Source organism: Streptomyces sp. NBC_01264 (assembly GCF_026340675.1).
Lineage (GTDB): Bacteria > Actinomycetota > Actinomycetes > Streptomycetales > Streptomycetaceae > Streptomyces.
Map to the genome: position 1 here is coordinate 212,470 of NZ_JAPEOX010000003.1, position 17,098 is coordinate 229,567.

General features: G+C 73.2%; 19 protein-coding genes. 10 read left to right on the forward strand and 9 right to left on the reverse strand.

Going from position 1 to position 17,098, the window contains the following annotated elements:
* Positions 1 to 91: 91 nt before the first annotated feature.
* On the reverse strand, positions 92 to 1,324 hold the full coding sequence (locus OG435_RS44740; RefSeq protein ID WP_266886905.1) for an FAD-dependent monooxygenase: 1,233 nt from the start codon (positions 1,322 to 1,324) through the stop codon (positions 92 to 94).
* Between the two features lie 195 nt (positions 1,325 to 1,519).
* On the opposite strand from OG435_RS44740, the gene OG435_RS44745 reads away from it, so the two are divergent.
* Entirely contained in the window at positions 1,520 to 1,993 is a 474-nt protein-coding gene (locus OG435_RS44745) for a DUF1772 domain-containing protein (protein ID WP_266886907.1), read from the forward strand.
* A 281-nt stretch (positions 1,994 to 2,274) separates the two neighbouring features.
* Positions 2,275 to 3,018 (forward strand): class I SAM-dependent methyltransferase, encoded by a 744-nt coding sequence (locus OG435_RS44750; protein ID WP_266886909.1) that lies wholly within the window; start codon positions 2,275 to 2,277, stop codon positions 3,016 to 3,018.
* Positions 3,019 to 3,159: 141 nt separating this feature from the next.
* Here OG435_RS44750 and OG435_RS44755 read toward each other — a convergent pair whose 3' ends face one another.
* Positions 3,160 to 3,831, reverse strand: a complete 672-nt coding sequence (locus OG435_RS44755; protein WP_266886911.1) for a DUF4097 family beta strand repeat-containing protein — start codon at positions 3,829 to 3,831, stop codon at positions 3,160 to 3,162.
* A 239-nt stretch (positions 3,832 to 4,070) separates the two neighbouring features.
* Between OG435_RS44755 and OG435_RS44760 the strand changes: the two genes are divergently transcribed.
* Entirely contained in the window at positions 4,071 to 4,808 is a 738-nt protein-coding gene (locus tag OG435_RS44760; RefSeq protein WP_266886913.1) for a GbsR/MarR family transcriptional regulator, read from the forward strand.
* A gap of 32 nt (positions 4,809 to 4,840) precedes the next feature.
* Here the strand turns inward: OG435_RS44760 and OG435_RS44765 are convergent, their stop codons facing one another.
* Positions 4,841 to 5,512 (reverse strand): nucleotidyl transferase AbiEii/AbiGii toxin family protein, encoded by a 672-nt coding sequence (locus OG435_RS44765; protein ID WP_266886915.1) that lies wholly within the window; start codon positions 5,510 to 5,512, stop codon positions 4,841 to 4,843.
* On the reverse strand, positions 5,509 to 5,877 hold the full coding sequence (locus OG435_RS44770; RefSeq protein ID WP_266886917.1) for a hypothetical protein: 369 nt from the start codon (positions 5,875 to 5,877) through the stop codon (positions 5,509 to 5,511). The genes OG435_RS44765 and OG435_RS44770 overlap by 4 nt, the downstream gene beginning before the upstream one ends.
* Positions 5,878 to 6,247: 370 nt before the next feature.
* On the opposite strand from OG435_RS44770, the gene OG435_RS44775 reads away from it, so the two are divergent.
* The 6 genes from OG435_RS44775 to OG435_RS44800 all read left to right on the forward strand — a co-directional run bounded on the left by OG435_RS44775 (position 6,248) and on the right by OG435_RS44800 (position 11,193).
* Positions 6,248 to 7,357 carry an FAD-dependent monooxygenase gene (locus tag OG435_RS44775; RefSeq protein WP_266886919.1) on the forward strand — a complete coding sequence of 370 codons (1,110 nt, stop codon included), beginning with the start codon at positions 6,248 to 6,250 and terminating at the stop codon, positions 7,355 to 7,357.
* A gap of 255 nt (positions 7,358 to 7,612) precedes the next feature.
* Complete coding sequence (locus OG435_RS44780) at positions 7,613 to 7,981, forward strand: acyl carrier protein (RefSeq protein ID WP_266886921.1); 369 nt, start codon at positions 7,613 to 7,615, stop codon at positions 7,979 to 7,981.
* Entirely contained in the window at positions 7,978 to 8,790 is an 813-nt protein-coding gene (locus OG435_RS44785) for a 4'-phosphopantetheinyl transferase family protein (RefSeq protein WP_266886923.1), read from the forward strand. Before OG435_RS44780 ends, OG435_RS44785 begins: the two co-directional genes overlap by 4 nt.
* A gap of 36 nt (positions 8,791 to 8,826) precedes the next feature.
* Positions 8,827 to 10,407, forward strand: coding sequence for an acyl-CoA carboxylase subunit beta (locus OG435_RS44790; protein ID WP_266886925.1), 1,581 nt, complete (start codon positions 8,827 to 8,829; stop codon positions 10,405 to 10,407).
* Between the two features lie 13 nt (positions 10,408 to 10,420).
* On the forward strand, positions 10,421 to 10,678 hold the full coding sequence (locus OG435_RS44795; protein ID WP_266886927.1) for an acyl-CoA carboxylase subunit epsilon: 258 nt from the start codon (positions 10,421 to 10,423) through the stop codon (positions 10,676 to 10,678).
* 32 nt (positions 10,679 to 10,710) lie between these two features.
* Positions 10,711 to 11,193 (forward strand): nuclear transport factor 2 family protein, encoded by a 483-nt coding sequence (locus OG435_RS44800; protein WP_266886929.1) that lies wholly within the window; start codon positions 10,711 to 10,713, stop codon positions 11,191 to 11,193.
* Here OG435_RS44800 and OG435_RS44805 read toward each other — a convergent pair.
* The 4 genes from OG435_RS44805 to OG435_RS44820 form a co-directional block, all read right to left on the reverse strand.
* Complete coding sequence (locus OG435_RS44805; protein ID WP_266886931.1) at positions 11,139 to 11,918, reverse strand: sensor histidine kinase; 780 nt, start codon at positions 11,916 to 11,918, stop codon at positions 11,139 to 11,141. The genes OG435_RS44800 and OG435_RS44805 overlap by 55 nt on opposite strands.
* Complete coding sequence (locus tag OG435_RS44810) at positions 11,915 to 12,730, reverse strand: response regulator transcription factor (protein WP_266886933.1); 816 nt, start codon at positions 12,728 to 12,730, stop codon at positions 11,915 to 11,917. Before OG435_RS44810 ends, OG435_RS44805 begins: the two co-directional genes overlap by 4 nt.
* Positions 12,731 to 12,890: 160 nt before the next feature.
* Positions 12,891 to 14,276: a TfuA-like protein gene (locus OG435_RS44815; protein WP_266886935.1), complete on the reverse strand. Its 1,386-nt coding sequence runs from the start codon at positions 14,274 to 14,276 to the stop codon at positions 12,891 to 12,893.
* Positions 14,273 to 15,469, reverse strand: coding sequence for a YcaO-like family protein (locus tag OG435_RS44820; RefSeq protein ID WP_266886937.1), 1,197 nt, complete (start codon positions 15,467 to 15,469; stop codon positions 14,273 to 14,275). The genes OG435_RS44815 and OG435_RS44820 overlap by 4 nt, the downstream gene beginning before the upstream one ends.
* Before the next feature lie 291 nt (positions 15,470 to 15,760).
* Here OG435_RS44820 and OG435_RS44825 point away from each other — a divergent pair, with 291 nt between their 5' ends.
* Complete coding sequence (locus tag OG435_RS44825; RefSeq protein ID WP_266886939.1) at positions 15,761 to 16,393, forward strand: hypothetical protein; 633 nt, start codon at positions 15,761 to 15,763, stop codon at positions 16,391 to 16,393.
* A 63-nt stretch (positions 16,394 to 16,456) separates the two neighbouring features.
* Here the strand turns inward: OG435_RS44825 and OG435_RS44830 are convergent, their stop codons facing one another.
* The gene (locus tag OG435_RS44830; RefSeq protein WP_250745316.1) at positions 16,457 to 17,065 is read right to left on the reverse strand and encodes a response regulator transcription factor; all 609 of its coding nucleotides are present in this window, start codon (positions 17,063 to 17,065) and stop codon (positions 16,457 to 16,459) included.
* Positions 17,066 to 17,098 lie beyond the last annotated feature (33 nt).

A 17,098-nucleotide genomic window follows, 5' to 3' on the forward strand; every position in this document is an offset into this window, starting at 1 on the left:
GGCCGCCCCGGTGTCGAGCCGTGGGCGGCCGGTCCTCGACCCCGTGAAATCTGGCAGCACGTTCTGGCGCATTCCTCGAATGCGCCTCGACTCACTCGGCGGCCGCTCCGGGCGCGGCGGCCGGCTGGGTGAGCGCTCGTCCGGGGGCCTTGGCCCAGCGGGCCCCGTAGGCGACCTGCCCCTTCTCGGCCGCGCCGAAGGCCTTGGTGTTCCAGTTCTTGCGCATGAAGGCCTCCCGCGCCTTGATCAGCAGCGGGTTCTCCACGGAGCCCATCTGCCCGATGCGCCAGGCGATGCGCTGCAGGGGCGCCGTGCGCCCGCGGCGCTCGGTCTCGTAGCCGCGCAGCGCCGCGACCGGGTCGCTGCCGGCCCGCTCCAGGTGCTCGGCCAGGACCAGGGCGTCCTCCAGGGCCTGGCAGGCGCCCTGGCCGATGTTGAAGGTGATGGGGTGGGCGGCGTCCCCGAGCAGGGTGACGCGGCCCTTGCCCCACTGGCGTTCGGGCTTGCGGCCCTCGACGTCGCCGCGCAGGATCCACTCCTCGGGGGTGGCGCGCAGGATGTCCGCGACGGGGCCGCCCCAGCCCGCGTGGCGGCGCAGCAGCATGTCCCGTACGCCGGGCTCGTCGCGCCCGCCGGGCGCTCCGTTGGCCACGCTCATCCAGTGCACCAGGCCGGGGGCGACGTCGTAGTAGGTGAAGCGGGTGCCCGGCCCGAACATCGCGTTGAAGGTGCCCGCCGGGATGTCGGCGTGCTCCATGGGGGCCCGGCCGCGCCAGGCGATGTAGCCGCTGAAGCGGTTCTTGGCGGGGCCGAACATGGCGTCGCGCACGGCTCCGTGGATGCCGTCGGCGCCGATCAGCAGGTCGCCGCGGTCGCTGCCGCCGTCGGCGAAGCGGACGGTGACGCCTTCGGCGTCCTGGTCGAAGCCGATGACCTGGGCGCCGGTGCGCACCACGGGGCCTTCCAGCGCGTCGCGCAGGATGCCGTGCAGCACGGAGCGTTCGACGGCGATGGTGGGCTGTCCGTACCGGGTGACGAAGTCGCCCACCGGCCAGGCGCCGAGCACCTCGCCCCGCCAGGTGCTGAAGTGCGCCGTCTGCTGGGCCGGGGCGATCTCCAGGACCTTCTCGGCCAGGCCCAGGTAGTCCAGCGCGAGCACGCCGTTGGTCCAGATGTGCAGTCCGGCACCGCCGTCGCGCAGTTCCTCGGCCCGCTCGAAGACGACGACCTCGAAGCCCTTGCGCTGGAGTGCGAGGGCTGCGGCGAGGCCGCCGATCCCTCCGCCGGCGATGAGTACGCGACGGGGACGTCGTCCTATGGCCATCTCAAGCTCTCCTCGTGGCTGTCCGGGCGGCCAGGCCGCTCCCATCGGGTACGAGATCCCTGACGGACTCCGGTAGTTGTCAACGCTAGCATTACGAGCGTCGATGTTGATAGTGTCAGCAGGACATCTAGCATCGCTATATCCCCGTGGCGCGACGGCCACGCGGCAACCGGCAGAACGACAGAGGTGGTTGTGATGGAAGCGCTCCTGCTCACGCTGGCCGTGGTGGCCACCATGGCCAACGCGGTGGTCTACGGAACCGACGTGTTCTCGGCACTCGTCCAGCGGCCGGCCATGGCCCACGTGGACGACGCGGCCCTGACCAGCGCCATGGGCCAGATCCACCGCTTCGGCGACAGCCGGATGCCCATCCCGGGCGTCTTCGGCCTGGTCGCCACGGTCGGCACCGCGGCCGTGGCCGGATTCGAGGGCAAGACCACCCCGTCCGTGGCCTCGGGCGTGGCCGCCCTGGCCCTCGTGGTGTGGCTGGTCATCTACAACAAGGTGAGCGCGCCCGTGAACAAGGAGCTGACCGGAGCGGCGCTGGACTGCCGCGTCGCACCCGACGCCCGTGGCCTGCAGCGCACCTGGGACAGCGTCATCAACGTCCGGGTCCTGCTCCAGGCGGTGGCGCTCGGCGGAATGTGCGTCGCGCTCGTGGCCTCCTGAGCCGAGGCCCCCGCAACTCCCCGGAAACCCACGCACCGGGGCTTCGAAGGGGACCCGCCACCCGGCGGGTCCCCTTCGGCATGCGCCCCCGCCGCGCCCCCGCCGCCACCCGGAGGCGGCTGTGCGGGAGGCCGGGAGGGGTGGCCGGTTTTCGTGGTTTTCGCCAAGGCTGATGGCCCGTCCGTTTGGGAGAGACTGCCGGTCGGAGGGCTTGATCCGCCGCGCTCACGGGCGGGGCGGGCCCTCTCGCACGGTGAGGAACCAACGGGGAGGACCGCACGATGAGTGCACAGGAGCAGTACGACGAGATCGGTGAGGCGTACGAGGGGTTCAAGGCCCTTCCGCTGGAGCAGTGGGCGATCGTGCCCGGATTCCTGTCCCTGGTCGGGGACGTGACGGGCAAGTCGGTGCTCGACCTGGCCTGCGGCACCGGCTTCTACAGCCGGGAACTCAAGCGGCGTGGCGCGAGCGACGTGCTCGGGATCGACATCTCCGGCGAGATGGTCGCCGTCGCGCAGGCGATCGAGGAGCGCGACCCGCTGGGTGTGCGCTACGAGGTGGGCGACGCGGCCGAGCTGCGGTCCTTCGAGGAGCCCTTCGACATCGGGCTGGCCGTTCAGCTCCTCAACTACGCCTCGGACATCGCCACCACGGAGCGGATGTGCCGCAACATCCACCGGAGCCTGAAGCCCGGCGCCGAGCTCTTCCTGATCAACCAGTCGCCCGACTACCGCTTCGACGGGCCGACCCCGGAGAAGTACGGCTTCCGCACCGAGCTCACCGGTGAGGAGGTCGAGACGGGCCTGCAGGTCCGCACGACGGCGCTGCTCGACCCGCCGGTCTCGTTCGTCGCGAACTTCCCGCGCCGCGAGGTCTACGAGGCCGCCCTGAAGGCGGCCGGATTCAGCGAGCTCACCTGGATCCCGGTGACCGTGTCGGAGGCCGGCGTAGAGGAGTTCGGCGCGGAACACTGGGCGAACCTCGCCGACAACCCCCCGCTGACAATGCTCCGCTGCGTCGCCTGACGCCACGACGGCCCGGCCCCGGAGTCCCGGGGGCCGGGCCGTCGGTGCTTCGCGGGTGCAGCCGTCCAGGTCGCGGCGCCAGTGCTCGCCCAAGGCGTCGAACTCCACGGCATCGCCCGCCGGCTCCAGCGCCGCGAGCGCTCAGAGGCTGCGGGCGGTGATGTCGCCGTAGGAGGTGGTCGCGTGGATGTCCAGCTGGGCAGTGGCGCTCCCGGTGTTCCGCAGGGCGTTGTGGATCCGGCCGTAGGAGGTGCCGGCGTCCAGGGTGGCGCCGGCTCCGGCGGCGGCGCCGACCGAGATGTCGCCGGACTCGGTGCGCAGCACGACCGTTCCCCGCACGGCCTCGGCGATGGTGATGTCGCCCTTCAGGGTGCTGATCTCCGAGGAGCCGTCGAGGCGGCCGACCGCGATGTCGCCGGCCTGGACGGTGAGGCGGGCGCTCGCGGTCTGGTCGAGCTTGACCGAGGCCTGCGCACCCTCGAAGGCGACGTCGCCGAGCCGTCCGACGCCCCGGAGCTCGGCGGCGGCCGCCTTCGCCTCGATGCGGGAGCCGGCGGGGAGCTGGACGGTGACCTCGACGGATCCGGCGGCGCCGAGGATCCGGTTCTCGGCCTCGGGGACCTCGATGCGCAGGACGCCTTCGGTCCAGGTGACCGTCGTGCGCTCCGCGGTCTTCACGTCGCGGCCCTTCGAGGCGTCCGCGGGCAGGACCTCGACGGTGACGTCGGCCCGGTCGGCGGCGATGAGGTGGATGCGGCCGGCGGGGATGTCGAGGACGGCGGCGATCGGGGCGGTGGTGGCGAACTTCTGCATGGCGTCTCTCCTGTGAGCGTCTCCGTGGCGCCGGATGTTTCCGACAGAGGAAAAGCTACGTTGCGTTCCAATACCCCGCAACATACTCGTTGCGAAAAACCCACATCTGCACAGCTCAGAGGCCGAATATCGTTGCAATGGTCTTGAATTCAATGCAACGCGAGCCCTCCACGCGTTGCAATGAACTACGAGTGAACGCTATGCTGGCGATCATCGGAGACCTACAGAGGGAGATCACGGTGCCGGGAGGCAGACTCACCCAGCAGGAGCGCCAGCAGATCGCGCTGGGGCTGGCCGACGGGCTGGCTTACGCGGAGATCGCCCGGCGTCTGGACCGGCCGACCTCGACGGTCACCCGCGAGGTGATGCGCAACGGCGGCCCCGCCTCCTACCGCTCGGACCTGGCCCACCGCGCCACCGAACGCCGCGCCCACCGGAGCAGGCAGGCCGCGCCCCGCGGGCCGCAGGCCTCCCCGCAGAGCGACGGGCGCGATTCCGAGGCCGTGCGCGCGTACGAGGAGACGTTCGCCGGCATCTTCATGCAGTCGGGCCTGTCCAGGATGACGGCCCGGGTGCTCGCCGCCCTCTACACCACCGACGCGGGCAGTCTCACCGCGGCCGAACTCGTCCGGCGCCTCCAGGTCAGCCCGGCGACCGTCTCCAAGGCCATCACCTTCCTCGAAGGCCAGTCCCTCGTCCGCCGCGAGCCCGACGAGGGCCGCCGCGAGCGCTACGTCGTCGACGACGACGTCTGGTACCAGGGCATGATCGCCAGCGCCCGTGCCCACACCCTGCTCGTGGAGACGGCCCGGCAGGGCGTCAACGTCCTCGGCCCGGGCACCCCGGCCGCCACCCGCCTCGAGAACATCGCACGCTTCGTCGACTTCGTGAGCGAGGGCATAACCCGCGCCGCGGAACAGGCCCGCGAGGTCCTCCACACGAAGCCCGCGCCGCACTCCCCGGAGGGCTCCGGCTGAAGGGTGTCGCAGAAGATCCCCAGCCGCGCGGCTCAGACGTCGTGGTCGTGGTCGGCTTCGTGCAGGCGCTGGTCGAGGTCGTCGGTCCAGCGTCGGGCCCAGCCGCGCAGCTCAGCGGTCTCGTCCTCGGTGAGGCCGTACGCGGCGAACTCGTCGTCGTCCGCCCAGTCCGCACCGGCGAGGCGGTCGCGCAGGTCTAGAAGGCGGAACTCGTCACGGCCGTGGCGCTCGCCGAGGCGTTCGAGTTCGGTGGTGGTGCGGTGGCGGGAGGCGGCGTGGACGTCGATGAAGTCGCGGACGGCTCCGCGGTCGGCCAGGGCGCGGACCTTCGTACCGATGACGGAGTCGAAGGCGAGTACCGGCCCGTACGCGGTCTGGGCCGGTGGGTTCCAGAAGTGCTCCTTGAGGACGTCGACCTCGCACTCCTCCCCGGTGTCGGGGTCGACGACCATCAGCCGGGCCGACAGCGGGTCCACGGCGATCACGCGCACCTGCCAGCCCCGGTCCGCAAGACCCTGCTCCAGGCCGGTGACGATCTCGTCCATCGGGGCGGGGTTCTCGGTGGCGACGTCGAGGTCCTGGCTGATGCGCTCGACGAGGCCGTGGGCCTGGACGGCGTACCCGCCGGTGATCACGAGTGGGTACGGAGCTCCGATGTCGATCACGGCTGCGAGGAGTCGGCGGTGCAGGTCGGTCAGCTTCACGCGGCGGCGGATCCCGTCGCCGCGAGCAGCTCGGGGAAGGCGTCCTCCCAGACCTCGCGGAGGTGCCGGCTGACCAGGGTACGCAGGACGGGCCACTGCGCGAGGAGGAGGTCGTGGTTGAGGAGCGTGACGAGGTCCTCGTGCTGGCCTTCGGCGAGGACGGTGCGGTAGAGGCCCATGCGCAGCCGCGGCCGGTCCAGGTCGTAGGACCGCAGCCCGGACCAGGCCACGTGCAGTGGCAGCTCGACCACGCCGTGGTGGGGCCCGGCGAGCTTCTCCAGCGAGGCGGGCAGTCGGCCGGCGTACCGGGCGTGGAGCACCTCGGCCGCCGAGGGCGCCGCGCTGCTGGAGGAGAGCATGACCATGAACCCGATTATCCCGCGTCCCGCCCGTCCCCGGTACCGCAGACGCGCGGGCGGTCCCCACCGGCCGCATGCGGTGTCCTGCACGGGGCCTACGCAGGCTACGACCGGTGCGGGCATCCGTGTACACGCCGTGTGCCGGGCGACGGAGAGGGCCGGTCCGGTCGAGGCGGGCAAGCCCGCAATCCCCTTCTGTTTCTGTCTCTCCCCTGAACTTCGCGTGCATCGTTGCTTACACGGGCGAACGACCTCTGCAGAACTCTGGCCAGGCTCTGAAAACGCGGTGTGTTGAGCCGTCGCCCCGGCCGGAAGAAGCTGTGAAGCACGGTCCGGTCAGCTGTCTCCGCCGGGATCGAGACCAAGGGGAGTGCGCATGTCTCAGCTCGGCTCGCGCGAAGACAGGGTGGTCCGGCCGGACCGGCCGGACCGGCTCGACACCGATGTCGTCGTCGTGGGCGCGGGGCCCGTCGGGCTGATGCTCGCCGGGGAACTGCGTCTCGGCGGCGCCGAGGTGACCGTACTGGACCGCGGGGAGGCCCCGGCGTCGCGGCCTCGGCCGCGGTCCTCGGACCTGCACACCCGCACCATGGAGATCCTCGACGGCCGGGGCCTGCTCGGACCCCTGGGCAGCCCGCCCCGCGAGATGCGGGGGCACTTCGGCCGGTGGGCGGCCTCCTCGGGCGCCGATGTGCGGCGCCGCTTCGAACTGCGCGGGCTCACCGTCACCGAGGAGCACGTGGAGGCCGAGGCCGTCGGACCGGCGGGACCCGTACGCGTCCGTGGCCGCTACCTCGTCGGATGCGACGGCGGGCACAGCACCGTACGGCGCCTGACGGGGGCGCGGTTCCCCGGCCGGGTGCTGTTCGCGGGCGACGCCGCCGACCGGCGGGCGCCGGCCGGCGGGCGGGCGCTCGACCTCGGACTGCAGGACGCGGTCAACCTCGGCTGGAAGCTGGCCGCCGCCGTACGGGGCTGGGCGCCGCCCGGCCTGCTCGACAGCTACGACACCGAGCGGCGCGAGGCCGGCCGCCGGGTCCTGGCCACCATCAGGACCCAGCCGCACCTGCTGCCCGGCGGGCCCGGCGGGCCCGGCACCGATCCTCCAGGGCCCGGTACCGACCCACCACGGACCCTGCTGGGTGCGCGGATCCCGCACGCCCGGCTGGTCACGCCCTGGGGGCCCGTCATGACCACGACGGCCATGCTGCGCCCGGGCCGCGGGCTGCTGCTGGACCTCGTCGGCAACCCGGCCCTGCGCCGCGCGGCCCACCCCTGGGCGGACCGGGTCGCCTTCGTCACCGCCCGCCCCGAACCCGGCGCACCGCCGGGCCCCCTGCACGGCACCGGCGCGGTCCTCGTACGGCCGGACGGCCACATCGTGTGGACCGCACCGGCCGGTACCGGGGCCGGCCTGCCGCGGGCCATGCTGCGGTGGTTCGGCGCCGGGCAGCCGTCCCGACCCCCAAGCGGAATCGGGGACTGAGCCGGACGAAACGAGGCCGGAGCTCTGTCCGAGGGCCGTCGAGCGGAGCGCGATCGGCTCTCCGGAAGCCGTCGGGACGCTCTTGGCAGGGTGACGCCACAGCCGTGCCGCGCCGCTGGTCCGGCGCTCCCGCGCCGTGCACGGACCGACGGTCCGGCCGGCACCGACGAGACGGGGCGACCCCACCACCAGGAGGCGACCGGGCCCCTCCCTACCCCAAAACACTTCCACCCCTCGCAGAAGGCGGTACGAATCATGACACTGCAGACCACCAGCACCTGGCTCGAACGGTTGCCCGACCTCCCGGCCCTGCGCGCCGCGGACACCGGGGCGCGCATACGGATCATCGAGCAGTACATCTGCCAGGAGCTCACCGAGACCCTCGACATCCCGCCCGCCTACCGGATCAACGTCCGTCGGCCGCTGCGCAGCCAGGGAGTGGATTCGATCATGGCCATCCAGCTCAAGCGGAAGCTCGAGACGGCGCTGGGCGTCACGGTGAAGGCGGCGGACCTGCTGCGCGACGACAGCGTGGCCGAGGTCGCCGCCCTGCTGTCCGCGCTGATGCCGGACCGCCGGGAATCCCAGCCCCAGTTCGCCGCGGCGGCCGGCGCGGGCCGATGAGTAATGCCTCCGGGACGGCCCGGATCACCCCGCCGGACCAGGACATGCACCTCTGGGTGTGCCATCCGGACCTGACGGAGGAGAACCAGCACGCCCTCGTCACGGACGAGCTCGACGCGAAGGAGCGCAAACGGGCCGCCGCGTTCATCAGGCCGAACGACCGGCTGACCTACCTGTCCGCCCACATCGCGCTGCGGCGGCTGCTCTCCGCGTACACCGGCATCGCGCCGGGCGAGCTCAACTTCGGCCGCGACGCCTGCCCCTGCTGCGACCGCCCCCACGGCCGGCCGGTGCTCCGCGACTCGCCGCTGCCGCTGCACTTCTCCCTGTCGCACAGTCACGGGGTGGTCCTCATCGGGATCGCGACCTCGACCGTGGGCATCGACGTGCAGCGGGTGCCGTCGCTGGAGACGACCAACCTGTGCATGCCCGATCTGCACCCGATGGAGCAGAAGGAACTGGCCGAGATAGAGGTCGACACGGACCGGCAGCTGGCCTTCGGCCGGCTCTGGACGCGCAAGGAGGCCTACTTCAAGGGCCTGGGCACCGGGCTCGGACGGGAACTGTCCGCCGACTACCTGGGCACGGACGAAGGGCCGGACGTGGCCGACCGCCCCGAGGGGTGGATCGTCCAGAACCTGCCGAGCTGCCCCGCCCACGTGGCGGCGTCGGCCCTGCTCACCGGCGGACCGCACGAGATCACCGCCCGCTTCGTGACGATGGAGATGCTGACGGCCGCCGACGCCCTGGAGCTGATCGCCTCGGAGCCGGCGATGTGCTCCGACATCGAACCGTCTGCCGACCGGTAGCCGACATGGACCAGACAACGGGGAGGAAGTAGCACCGTGGTGACGACACAGCAGGCCGACGGAGCCGGAGCACCGCCCGACCGGCTCGGTGAACTGGCCCGCATCAAGGAAGAGACCCGCGAGGGCGCCAACCCGGCGGCCACCGAGCGCCAGCACGCCAAGGGCAAACTGACCGCGCGCGAACGGATCGACCTCCTCCTCGACAAGGGGAGCTTCACCGAGGTCGAGGGCCTGCGCAGGCACCGGGCGACCGGCTTCGGCCTGGAGGACAAGCGCCCTTACACCGATGGCGTGGTCACCGGCTGGGGCGAGGTCGACGGCCGGACCGTGTTCGTGTACGCCCACGACTTCCGGATCTTCGGAGGGGCGCTCGGCGAGGCCCACGCCCAGAAAATCCACAAGGTCATGGACATGGCCCTGGCCGCGGGGGCCCCGCTGGTCTCGCTCAACGACGGGGCGGGCGCCCGTATCCAGGAGGGCGTCTCCGCGCTCGCCGGTTACGGCGGCATCTTCCAGCGCAACACCAAGGCCTCGGGCGTGATCCCGCAGATCAGCGTGATGCTCGGGCCGTGCGCCGGCGGAGCCGCGTACTCGCCGGCGCTCACCGACTTCGTCTTCGCCGTCCGCGACATCTCGCAGATGTTCATCACGGGTCCGGACGTGGTGCAGGCGGTCACCGGGGAGCAGGTCACGCAGAACGGCCTGGGCGGCGCCGACGTCCACGCCGGGGTCTCGGGCGTGGCCCACTTCGTCTACGACGACGAGGAGACCTGCCTCGCCGAGGTGCGCTACCTGCTCTCCCTGCTGCCCTCCAACAACCGCGAACTGCCGCCGGACGTGCACAGCGAGGACAGCGCCGACCGGCACTGCGACGCGCTGCTCGACACGGTCCCGGCCGACGGGAACCGCTCGTACGACATCCGCGAGGTGATCGCGGAGATCACCGACGACGGCGAGTACATGGAGGTCCACGCCGGCTGGGCGCCGAACCTCGTCGTGGCGCTGGCCCGGCTCGGCGGCCAGGTGGTGGGGATCGTCGCGAACCAGCCCGCGGCCATGGCCGGGGTCCTGGACATCAAGGCGAGCGAGAAGGGCGCGCGGTTCGTGCAGTTCTGCGACGCCTTCAACATCCCGCTGGTCACGCTCGTCGACGTGCCGGGGTTCCTGCCGGGCGTCGACCAGGAGCACCAGGGCATCATCCGGCGCGGCGCGAAGCTGCTGTACGCGTACTGCAACGCGACGGTGCCGCGGATCTCCGTGGTCCTGCGCAAGGCGTACGGCGGCGCGTACATCGTGATGGACTCCCGCTCGATCGGCGTGGACATCGCGCTGGCCTGGCCGACCAACGAGATCGCCGTGATGGGCGCCGAGGGCGCGGCCAACGTGGTCTTCCGGCGGGAGATCGCCGCCGCCGACGATCCCGAGGCCATGCGCCTGCAGAAGATCGACGAGTACAAGACCGAGCTGGTGCACCCCTATTACGCGGCCGAGCGCGGCCTCGTCGACGACGTGATCGACCCGCGCGAGACCCGCTCGGCGCTGATCCGCTGCCTGTCGATGCTGCGCACGAAGGACGCCGCGCTGCCCCGCCGCAAGCACGGCAACCCGCCCCAGTGAGGAGGACCCGGAGATGACCGAGGTACAGGTACGAGACGCCGCACGCGAGAAGCACCACCCGTTCCTGGTGCGGGTGGAGAAGGGCAGCGCGAGCCCGGAGGAGGTCGCCGCGCTCACCGCCGTCCTGCTGGCCAGGGCCGCGGCACCGGGCCCCGCCGCGGAACCGGTCCACCCGCGGCGGCCGGCGGCCGGCTGGCGCCGCCCCGAGCGGGTCGGCGGGTTCGACGGCCCCCGCACCTGGCAGGCCCGCACGCACCAGCCGAACGCATAGGGATCCTGAGAGCACCGAGAAGGGACCAGAGCATGCCTTCGATCGACGAGGACCTCGTCCGGCACCTCTCCGGACAGCTGCGGGAGCTCACCGACCGCGGCGAGATCTCCCGGCTGTGCGACCGTTACGTGAGCCACATGGACCGGGACCGGGACGACGACGCGTGGCTCGGCTCGGTCTTCACCGAGGACGCGGTCCTCAGCTTCCCCTTCGGCGAGTACAAGGGGATCGAGGGGCTCGTCGCCTTCCAGGAGATGGGCCGCTCCAGCTTCGCGCGGAGCCACCACATCAGCGCGAACCACGAGATCGACCTCGACGGCGACCGGGCCCGGGTCCGGGCCCACACGCTGGCCGTGCATCTCAAGCGGCGCGAGGACCCGGGAACGCACTTCGACGTCGGCGGCCACTACGAGGCCCTGGTGGTGCGCACGGAGGAGGGCTGGCGCATTCAACGGTTCACCTACGAGGTCGTGTGGAGCAACGGCGAACCGCCCGCGGTGGGGACGGAGGGCTGAGCCGGGGTGCTCCGCGCGGGGGTGTCCGCGGGCAGGACGGCCCTCGCGCGCAGGCCGGGATGGACTCCGCGCGCACCGAGTTCGAGGCGGCCTCCGGAGGCGGCGAGCAGGGCGGCGGCGATCGTCAGTCCGAGCCCGCTGCCCCGGCCGCCGCCGCCCGCACGGCCCCGCCAGAAGGGTTCGCAGGCGTGGGCGATCTCCTCACGCGTCATTCCCGGGCCCTCGTCGCAGACGTCCACGGCCACCTCACCGGGGATGTCCCGGCCCACGGACACCCGTACGGTCGCACCCCGCGGGGAGACCTTGAGCGCGTTGTCCAGCAGGACGTCGAGGGTCTGCTCCAGCGTGCCCCGCTGCTGCAGGACGGACGCCCGCTCCCCGATGATCTCCAGGTGCGTGCCGGCGGCCCGCGCCGCGGCGGACCAGGCCTCCACGCGCAGGGCGGCGACGGCCAGGGCGTCCGCGGTCTCGGCCCGTACCGCGGCGTGCTCGACCGCGCCCCAGGCCAGTACCTGTTCCAGGACCTCGGAGAGGCGCGCCACTTCGCGCAGGATGGCGGCCACCTCCCGGGCCGGCGCGGGATCGGCCGCGTCCCGGAAGCGGTCCTGGAGGAGTTCGAGGCGCAGTCGTACGGAGGACAGCGGGCCCCGCATCTGGTGGGCGGCGGCCACCGCGACCGTGGGCTGCTCCGGCTCCCAGGGGGGCGGCGCGTTCGTCGCGTTCACGAGGCCCGCGCCTGTGGGACGGTCAGGCGGTAGCCGACGCCCCGGGCGGCTTCGATCCAGTCGTTGCTGCCGAGCTTGCCGCGCAGGGAGCCCACGTGGACGTCCAGCGTGCGGGTGGAGCCGAACCAGTTCTCGTCCCAGACCCGCGCCATGATGTCCTGGCGTTCCATGACCGTGCCGGGTTCCTCCAGCAGCATGGCCAGCAGCTCGAACTCCTTGCGGGTGATGCGTACTTCCGTGCCGTCCAGGTACACCTTGCGGGCGCGCCGGTCCAGGCTGAGCGGGCCCGCCCGCAGGATGCCGCCGGCCCGGTCGGCCCCGGGATCGGCCCCGGCGCCGTGCTCGCGTTCGCCTTCCCGTTCGTACGCGTGCTCGCGGTCGCGGTCGTGGACGTGTACGGGACCGGCCCCGGGCGCCCGTCCGTGGGCGGCGGCGGCGCCGTCGTGCCAGGGGCAGTCGCCTGAGCGCCGGAAGACGGCCTGGATGCGCGCCATCAGTTCGTAGCGGCCGAAGGGCTTGGCCACGAAGTCGTCGGCGCCCATGTGCAGCGCCATCACGCGGTCGAGTTCCTCGGCCCGGCCGCTCAGCGCGATGACGGGTACGCAGGAGCGCTCCCGGATCCGCCGGCAGACCTCGTGACCGGCGAGGTCGGGCAGGCCGAGGTCGAGCAGGACCAGGGCGGCGTCGTCCAGCTGCTCCAGGGCCGCGGCCCCGGTGCCGGCGATGCACGTGGCATAGCCGTGCACGGTCAGCGCCTGCTCCAGAGCTTCGGCGATTCCGTCGTCGTCCTCGACGATCAGTACGGTCCTCATCGGTGCCTCCCGGTCCGGTCCGCTGCCCGCGAGTGGACCCCACTTCGGGACAGTACCGCCGCCGGAAGGCCTGGGACGGGGCGCGAGAGCGGGCCGAGAGCGGGGCGCTAGCGGGCCTCCACCTGGGCCGACGCCCGCCGGGTGCGGCGCGGCCGCCCTGTCACGGGCGGACGTCCGCGGCGGGGACCGCCCGGACCGCGCGCAGGGGCATGAAGCGGCGGGCCGCCTCCTCCGCCTCGGCCAGCGAGGCGAAGCCCCGGTCGCGGGCCGCGGCTTCGAGGGCCGCCGGGCCGCCGGAACCCCAGGTCTCCCGCAGGTGTCCGCGGACCTCGCTCACCGGGATCCGGCGGGCGCGGCCCCCCGGTCCGGTGCCCGCCGCGGCCTCGCCCAGCCGGTCGACGGCGGCGACCGCGCTCGTGCTCGCCGCCCACACCGCGTCCGCCTGGCGCAGTTCCGCGGGCACGCCGTGGAAGGGTGCGTCCCCCGGGGCGCTGCGGAAGGAGCGTACGAGCAGGGTGAGCAGCCGGTGCCAGGGGGTTCCGGAGCGCCGCTCGCCGGGGGTCAGCCAGTGCTCCCACGCCTGGGCGGGGAGCAGGTCCGCGGTGATGCCCGCCCGGGCGGCGGACTCCAGCGCGCAGGTCTCCAGCTCCGATTCCCCCACCGGCAGCTGGTGCCCGGCGATCCGGTGCAGGGCGAAACCCCGGTAGCGGGCGGGGAAGTCGGGGGCGTAGAGCTGCTGGAAGCGGAGCACGTCGAACGCGCGGACGCCGGGGTGGCGCCGCGCCCCCGGTGTGGGCCGGAACGTGCGGCGCCACTGCGCGCGGCGGCTCGTGGGCGCGAGGAACCAGGCCGGTACGAGCAGCGGTTCCGGTGGGGAGGGCGCGGCGGACCCGGGGGCTTCCTGGGCCAGCCAGGACAGCGCGAGCAGGGAGTCCACGCGCTGCAGATCGGTAGTGGAGCGGGTCCGCCGGGCGTACGCGCGCAGGGCGTCCGCGGCCTCGCCGGTCGGCGCCGCGTGCTCGCCGGCCAGTCTGATCAGCCCGGGCCAGCAGCGCTCGGCGGAGTGCATCGAGCCGGCGAGGTCGAGGAGGGTGTCGCCGGTGGCGGCGTCGAGGATCCGGTCGGTGACGGCGTTGGCCACCGTCCAGCGCAGGGTGACCAGCGCGAGGGTGGGGTGCCCGTGGGTGTGCGTGGGCCGGTGCGCGACGACCTCGGCGTCGCCGTCCAGGGTGCCCTGGACGAACATGCCGAAGACGAGGCCGATGCCGCGCATGCCGTACGGCCACAGTTCCGCGGCGCGCAGCGCGCCGAACCCGGCGGCGCCGACGACCCGGGTGTCCTCGGCGAGCAGGTCGAGGATCTCCTCGTGGGACACCGGGGTGCCGTGGCTCTGGATGCCGTCGAGGAGCACGACGGTGTCCCCGGGCCCGGTGCCCAGCGCGAGCAGATCGCCGTGGCGGGCCGGCGGGTGCAGGACCGCCCCGGGGTGCGCGGCGCGGGCCTCGTCGGCGTCGAGGGCGGCTCCGACGAACACGTGGACGGTCATCGGCGCTCCCCGGGCAGGCGTACGGGGCCGGCGGCGGGGGCGGTGAGGCCCGCGGCGACGACCTTGACGACACGGAAGTCGGTTTCGGTGCTGAGGTCCACGGCCACCGGCCGGTGGCCGGTCACCGCGGTGACCAGACCGGCGAGCCAGCGCATCTCGTCGGTGTCCTCGGCGAACTCGGCGGCGTGGAGGGAGGCTTCCCGCCAGTCGAGGGGCCTTCCCGCGGGCGCCCCGGCGGCGCGGGCGGCGCGCGGCGGCCGCGCGCGGGCCCCGGACGCCGCGGCCGGGCCGTCGCCCACCAGGGCGCGCAGCCGGTCGCGGGCGGCGCCGGTCAGCGCCCGGCCCAGCGCGATGCCGGGGTCGCTGTGCACGCCGACGGCGGTGACGGGCACGGGGAAGGACTTCGACCACAGGCCGACGGAGAAGCAGGGCAGCGCCCAGCGGTTGGCCCGGCGGGTGAGGGTGACCCGGACCCCGGCGGCGGCGAGACGGGCGAGGACCTCGGCGCAGAGCGGGTCGTCGACGCCGGCCGGGTCGACGGGACCGGTGGTGTCGAAGCCCGCCGCGAGCGGGGCCGGGGCGGGCGCGGGGGGAGCCTTGGTACGGGAAGCCGGCGTGAGGGCGCAGTCCTGCTCGATCACCTTGTAGAGCGCGTGGACCACGGTCTCCTCGTAGCTGTTGCCGCCGGCCAGCCCGTCGGCCGTGGTGCGCAGCAGCGGGGGCCGCCACTCGGTGCCGGTTTCCTCGCCCATGGCGACGCAGGCCCGGGGGGCGGCCACGGGGGCGCCGGTGACCAGGTCGCTGCCGATGACCCAGTCCAGGGGCGTGTGTTCGCTGAGCAGGCTGCCGGGCCGCAGGGGCAGGGCCCGTACGTCGTAGGGCAGGGCGAGTTCGCGCGCGGGCGTGCGCAGCACTTCGGCGGGCGGGCAGGCGTACTCGGCGTGCCAGAGCTCCACGGACTCCATGACGGCGGAGATCCGGGCGAGCAGGGGGGTGGCTCCGCGGCCGTAGGCGAGCGGCCGGGTCCGGGCGGCGGGCCGGACCGCGGCGACGACCGGGACGCCGAGGGTGTCGAGGCCGGTGACATCGGCGACCCGGGTGATCCCGAAGGAGTCGCGGAGCTCGTCGAGGCGGGCCCAGGTCTCCTCGGGGTGGCGGACCCGGTGTGTCCCCGCGAAGTGCACCTTCTTCACGCGTCGTCCTCCCCTGCCCCGTCCCGGAGGCCGTCGGTCGCCGTGTTTCCGGCTCCTGATCCTCCAGCGTGCGCGAGCGACGGCCAGCCGATCGGCAAGGGAGCGGCAGAAGTTCGACACGGGTGGTGAAAACCCTGCCGCGGGGGCCCTCCGGGAGTTCGCCGGGAGATTTGCGGGAGATCGCCGGTAGGTCGCGGAGGTCTGATGGGAAGCGGGGTCCATCGGGGCTCTAGCGGCGTGTGCCGACAATGCACCGGTTATGCCGTGCACGGAGCAGGAGGGGAGCCGCCGATGTCCCAGCGAGAGCGCGGCCGGCAGGTGACGGTCGTCGAGCGGATGACCACGACCGGGGATCCCTCCTCGTTCGAACGGGCACTCGTCGGCTACGCGCGCCACCGGGAGTCCGCCAAGGGCTTCGAGGCGCTCGTCACGGCCGCCTGCCCGGACCGCCCCGGCAGTTACGTCCACCTCGACCAGTGGAGCACCCTGGACCGGCTGCTCCAGGCCTCGCACGAGGCCGGGCAGGAGGACGGGCCGTCGCCGCTGCGGCATCCCGGGCTCGGTCCGGGAACCGTCTCCACCAGCGAACTGATGGTCACCGTCGGACGGATGACCGTCGGGGGCGAGCTCTCGGAGGCCGCCCACGTCGTGCTGGTCCATGCCGTCCTCGACGGCCCGCCGAAGCAGTTCGAGCTCGACTTCGGCGCCCTGGTCGCGCAGTGCGTGTCGGACAGCGGTTTCGGCGGCAGCGATCTGCTCCGCTCGGCCGCCGCCCCCCGCTCCTACCTGGGCGTGCTGTGGTGGCTGGACGCCGGGGCCTGTGCGCGGGTGCGCGCCGGCGCCGGCTACCGCGGCCGGCTGGCGGAGCTGTCCGCCGCGGCGGAGGTCACCGAGGAGTCGACCCGGGTCCTGCGAGTGGCCTGAGCCCCCTCGCGGTGGCCCGAGCCTCCCTCCCGGTGGCCTGAGCCGCCCTCCCCCGCCCGGCCGTTACGGGATCCAGCCCGCCTCCTCCGCGATGCGGATGGCGTCGATCCGGTTGCGGGCGTTGAGCTTGTCCACGATGGCCGTCAGGTAGTTCCGTACCGTGCCCTCGCTCAGGAACAGCTGCTCGGCGATCTCACCGGCGTCGGCGCCCCGGGCGGCCAGCCGGAGCACCTGCGTCTCGCGCGGGGATATCGGATTGTCCAGGGCCTCCCAGGCGCTGAGCGCGAGATCGGGGTCGATCACCCGCTGCCCGTTGGCCACGGCCCGTACGGCCTGGGCGAGCCGGGCCGGCGGGGAGTCCTTCAGCAGGAACCCCGAGACCCGGGCGGCCATCGCCCGCCGCAGGGTGCCGGGCCTGCCGAGGCTGGTGAGGATCAGCGTGCGGCAGGCGGGCAGGCGTTCGCGCAGTTCCGCGGCCGCCGTCAGCCCGTCCATCCCGGGCAGGTCGATGTCGATGATCGCCACGTCGGGACGCGATTCGAGTGCGGAGGCCACGATGAGGTCACCGCGGTCCACGGAGGCGACCACCTGGAAGTCAGGTTCCAGTTCGAGCAAGGCGATGAGTGCGCCGCGGACCATGTGGACGTCCTCGGCAAGAAGCAGCGACAGCATGGTTGTTGTTCCCCCGTATACCCCTCGTGCCGG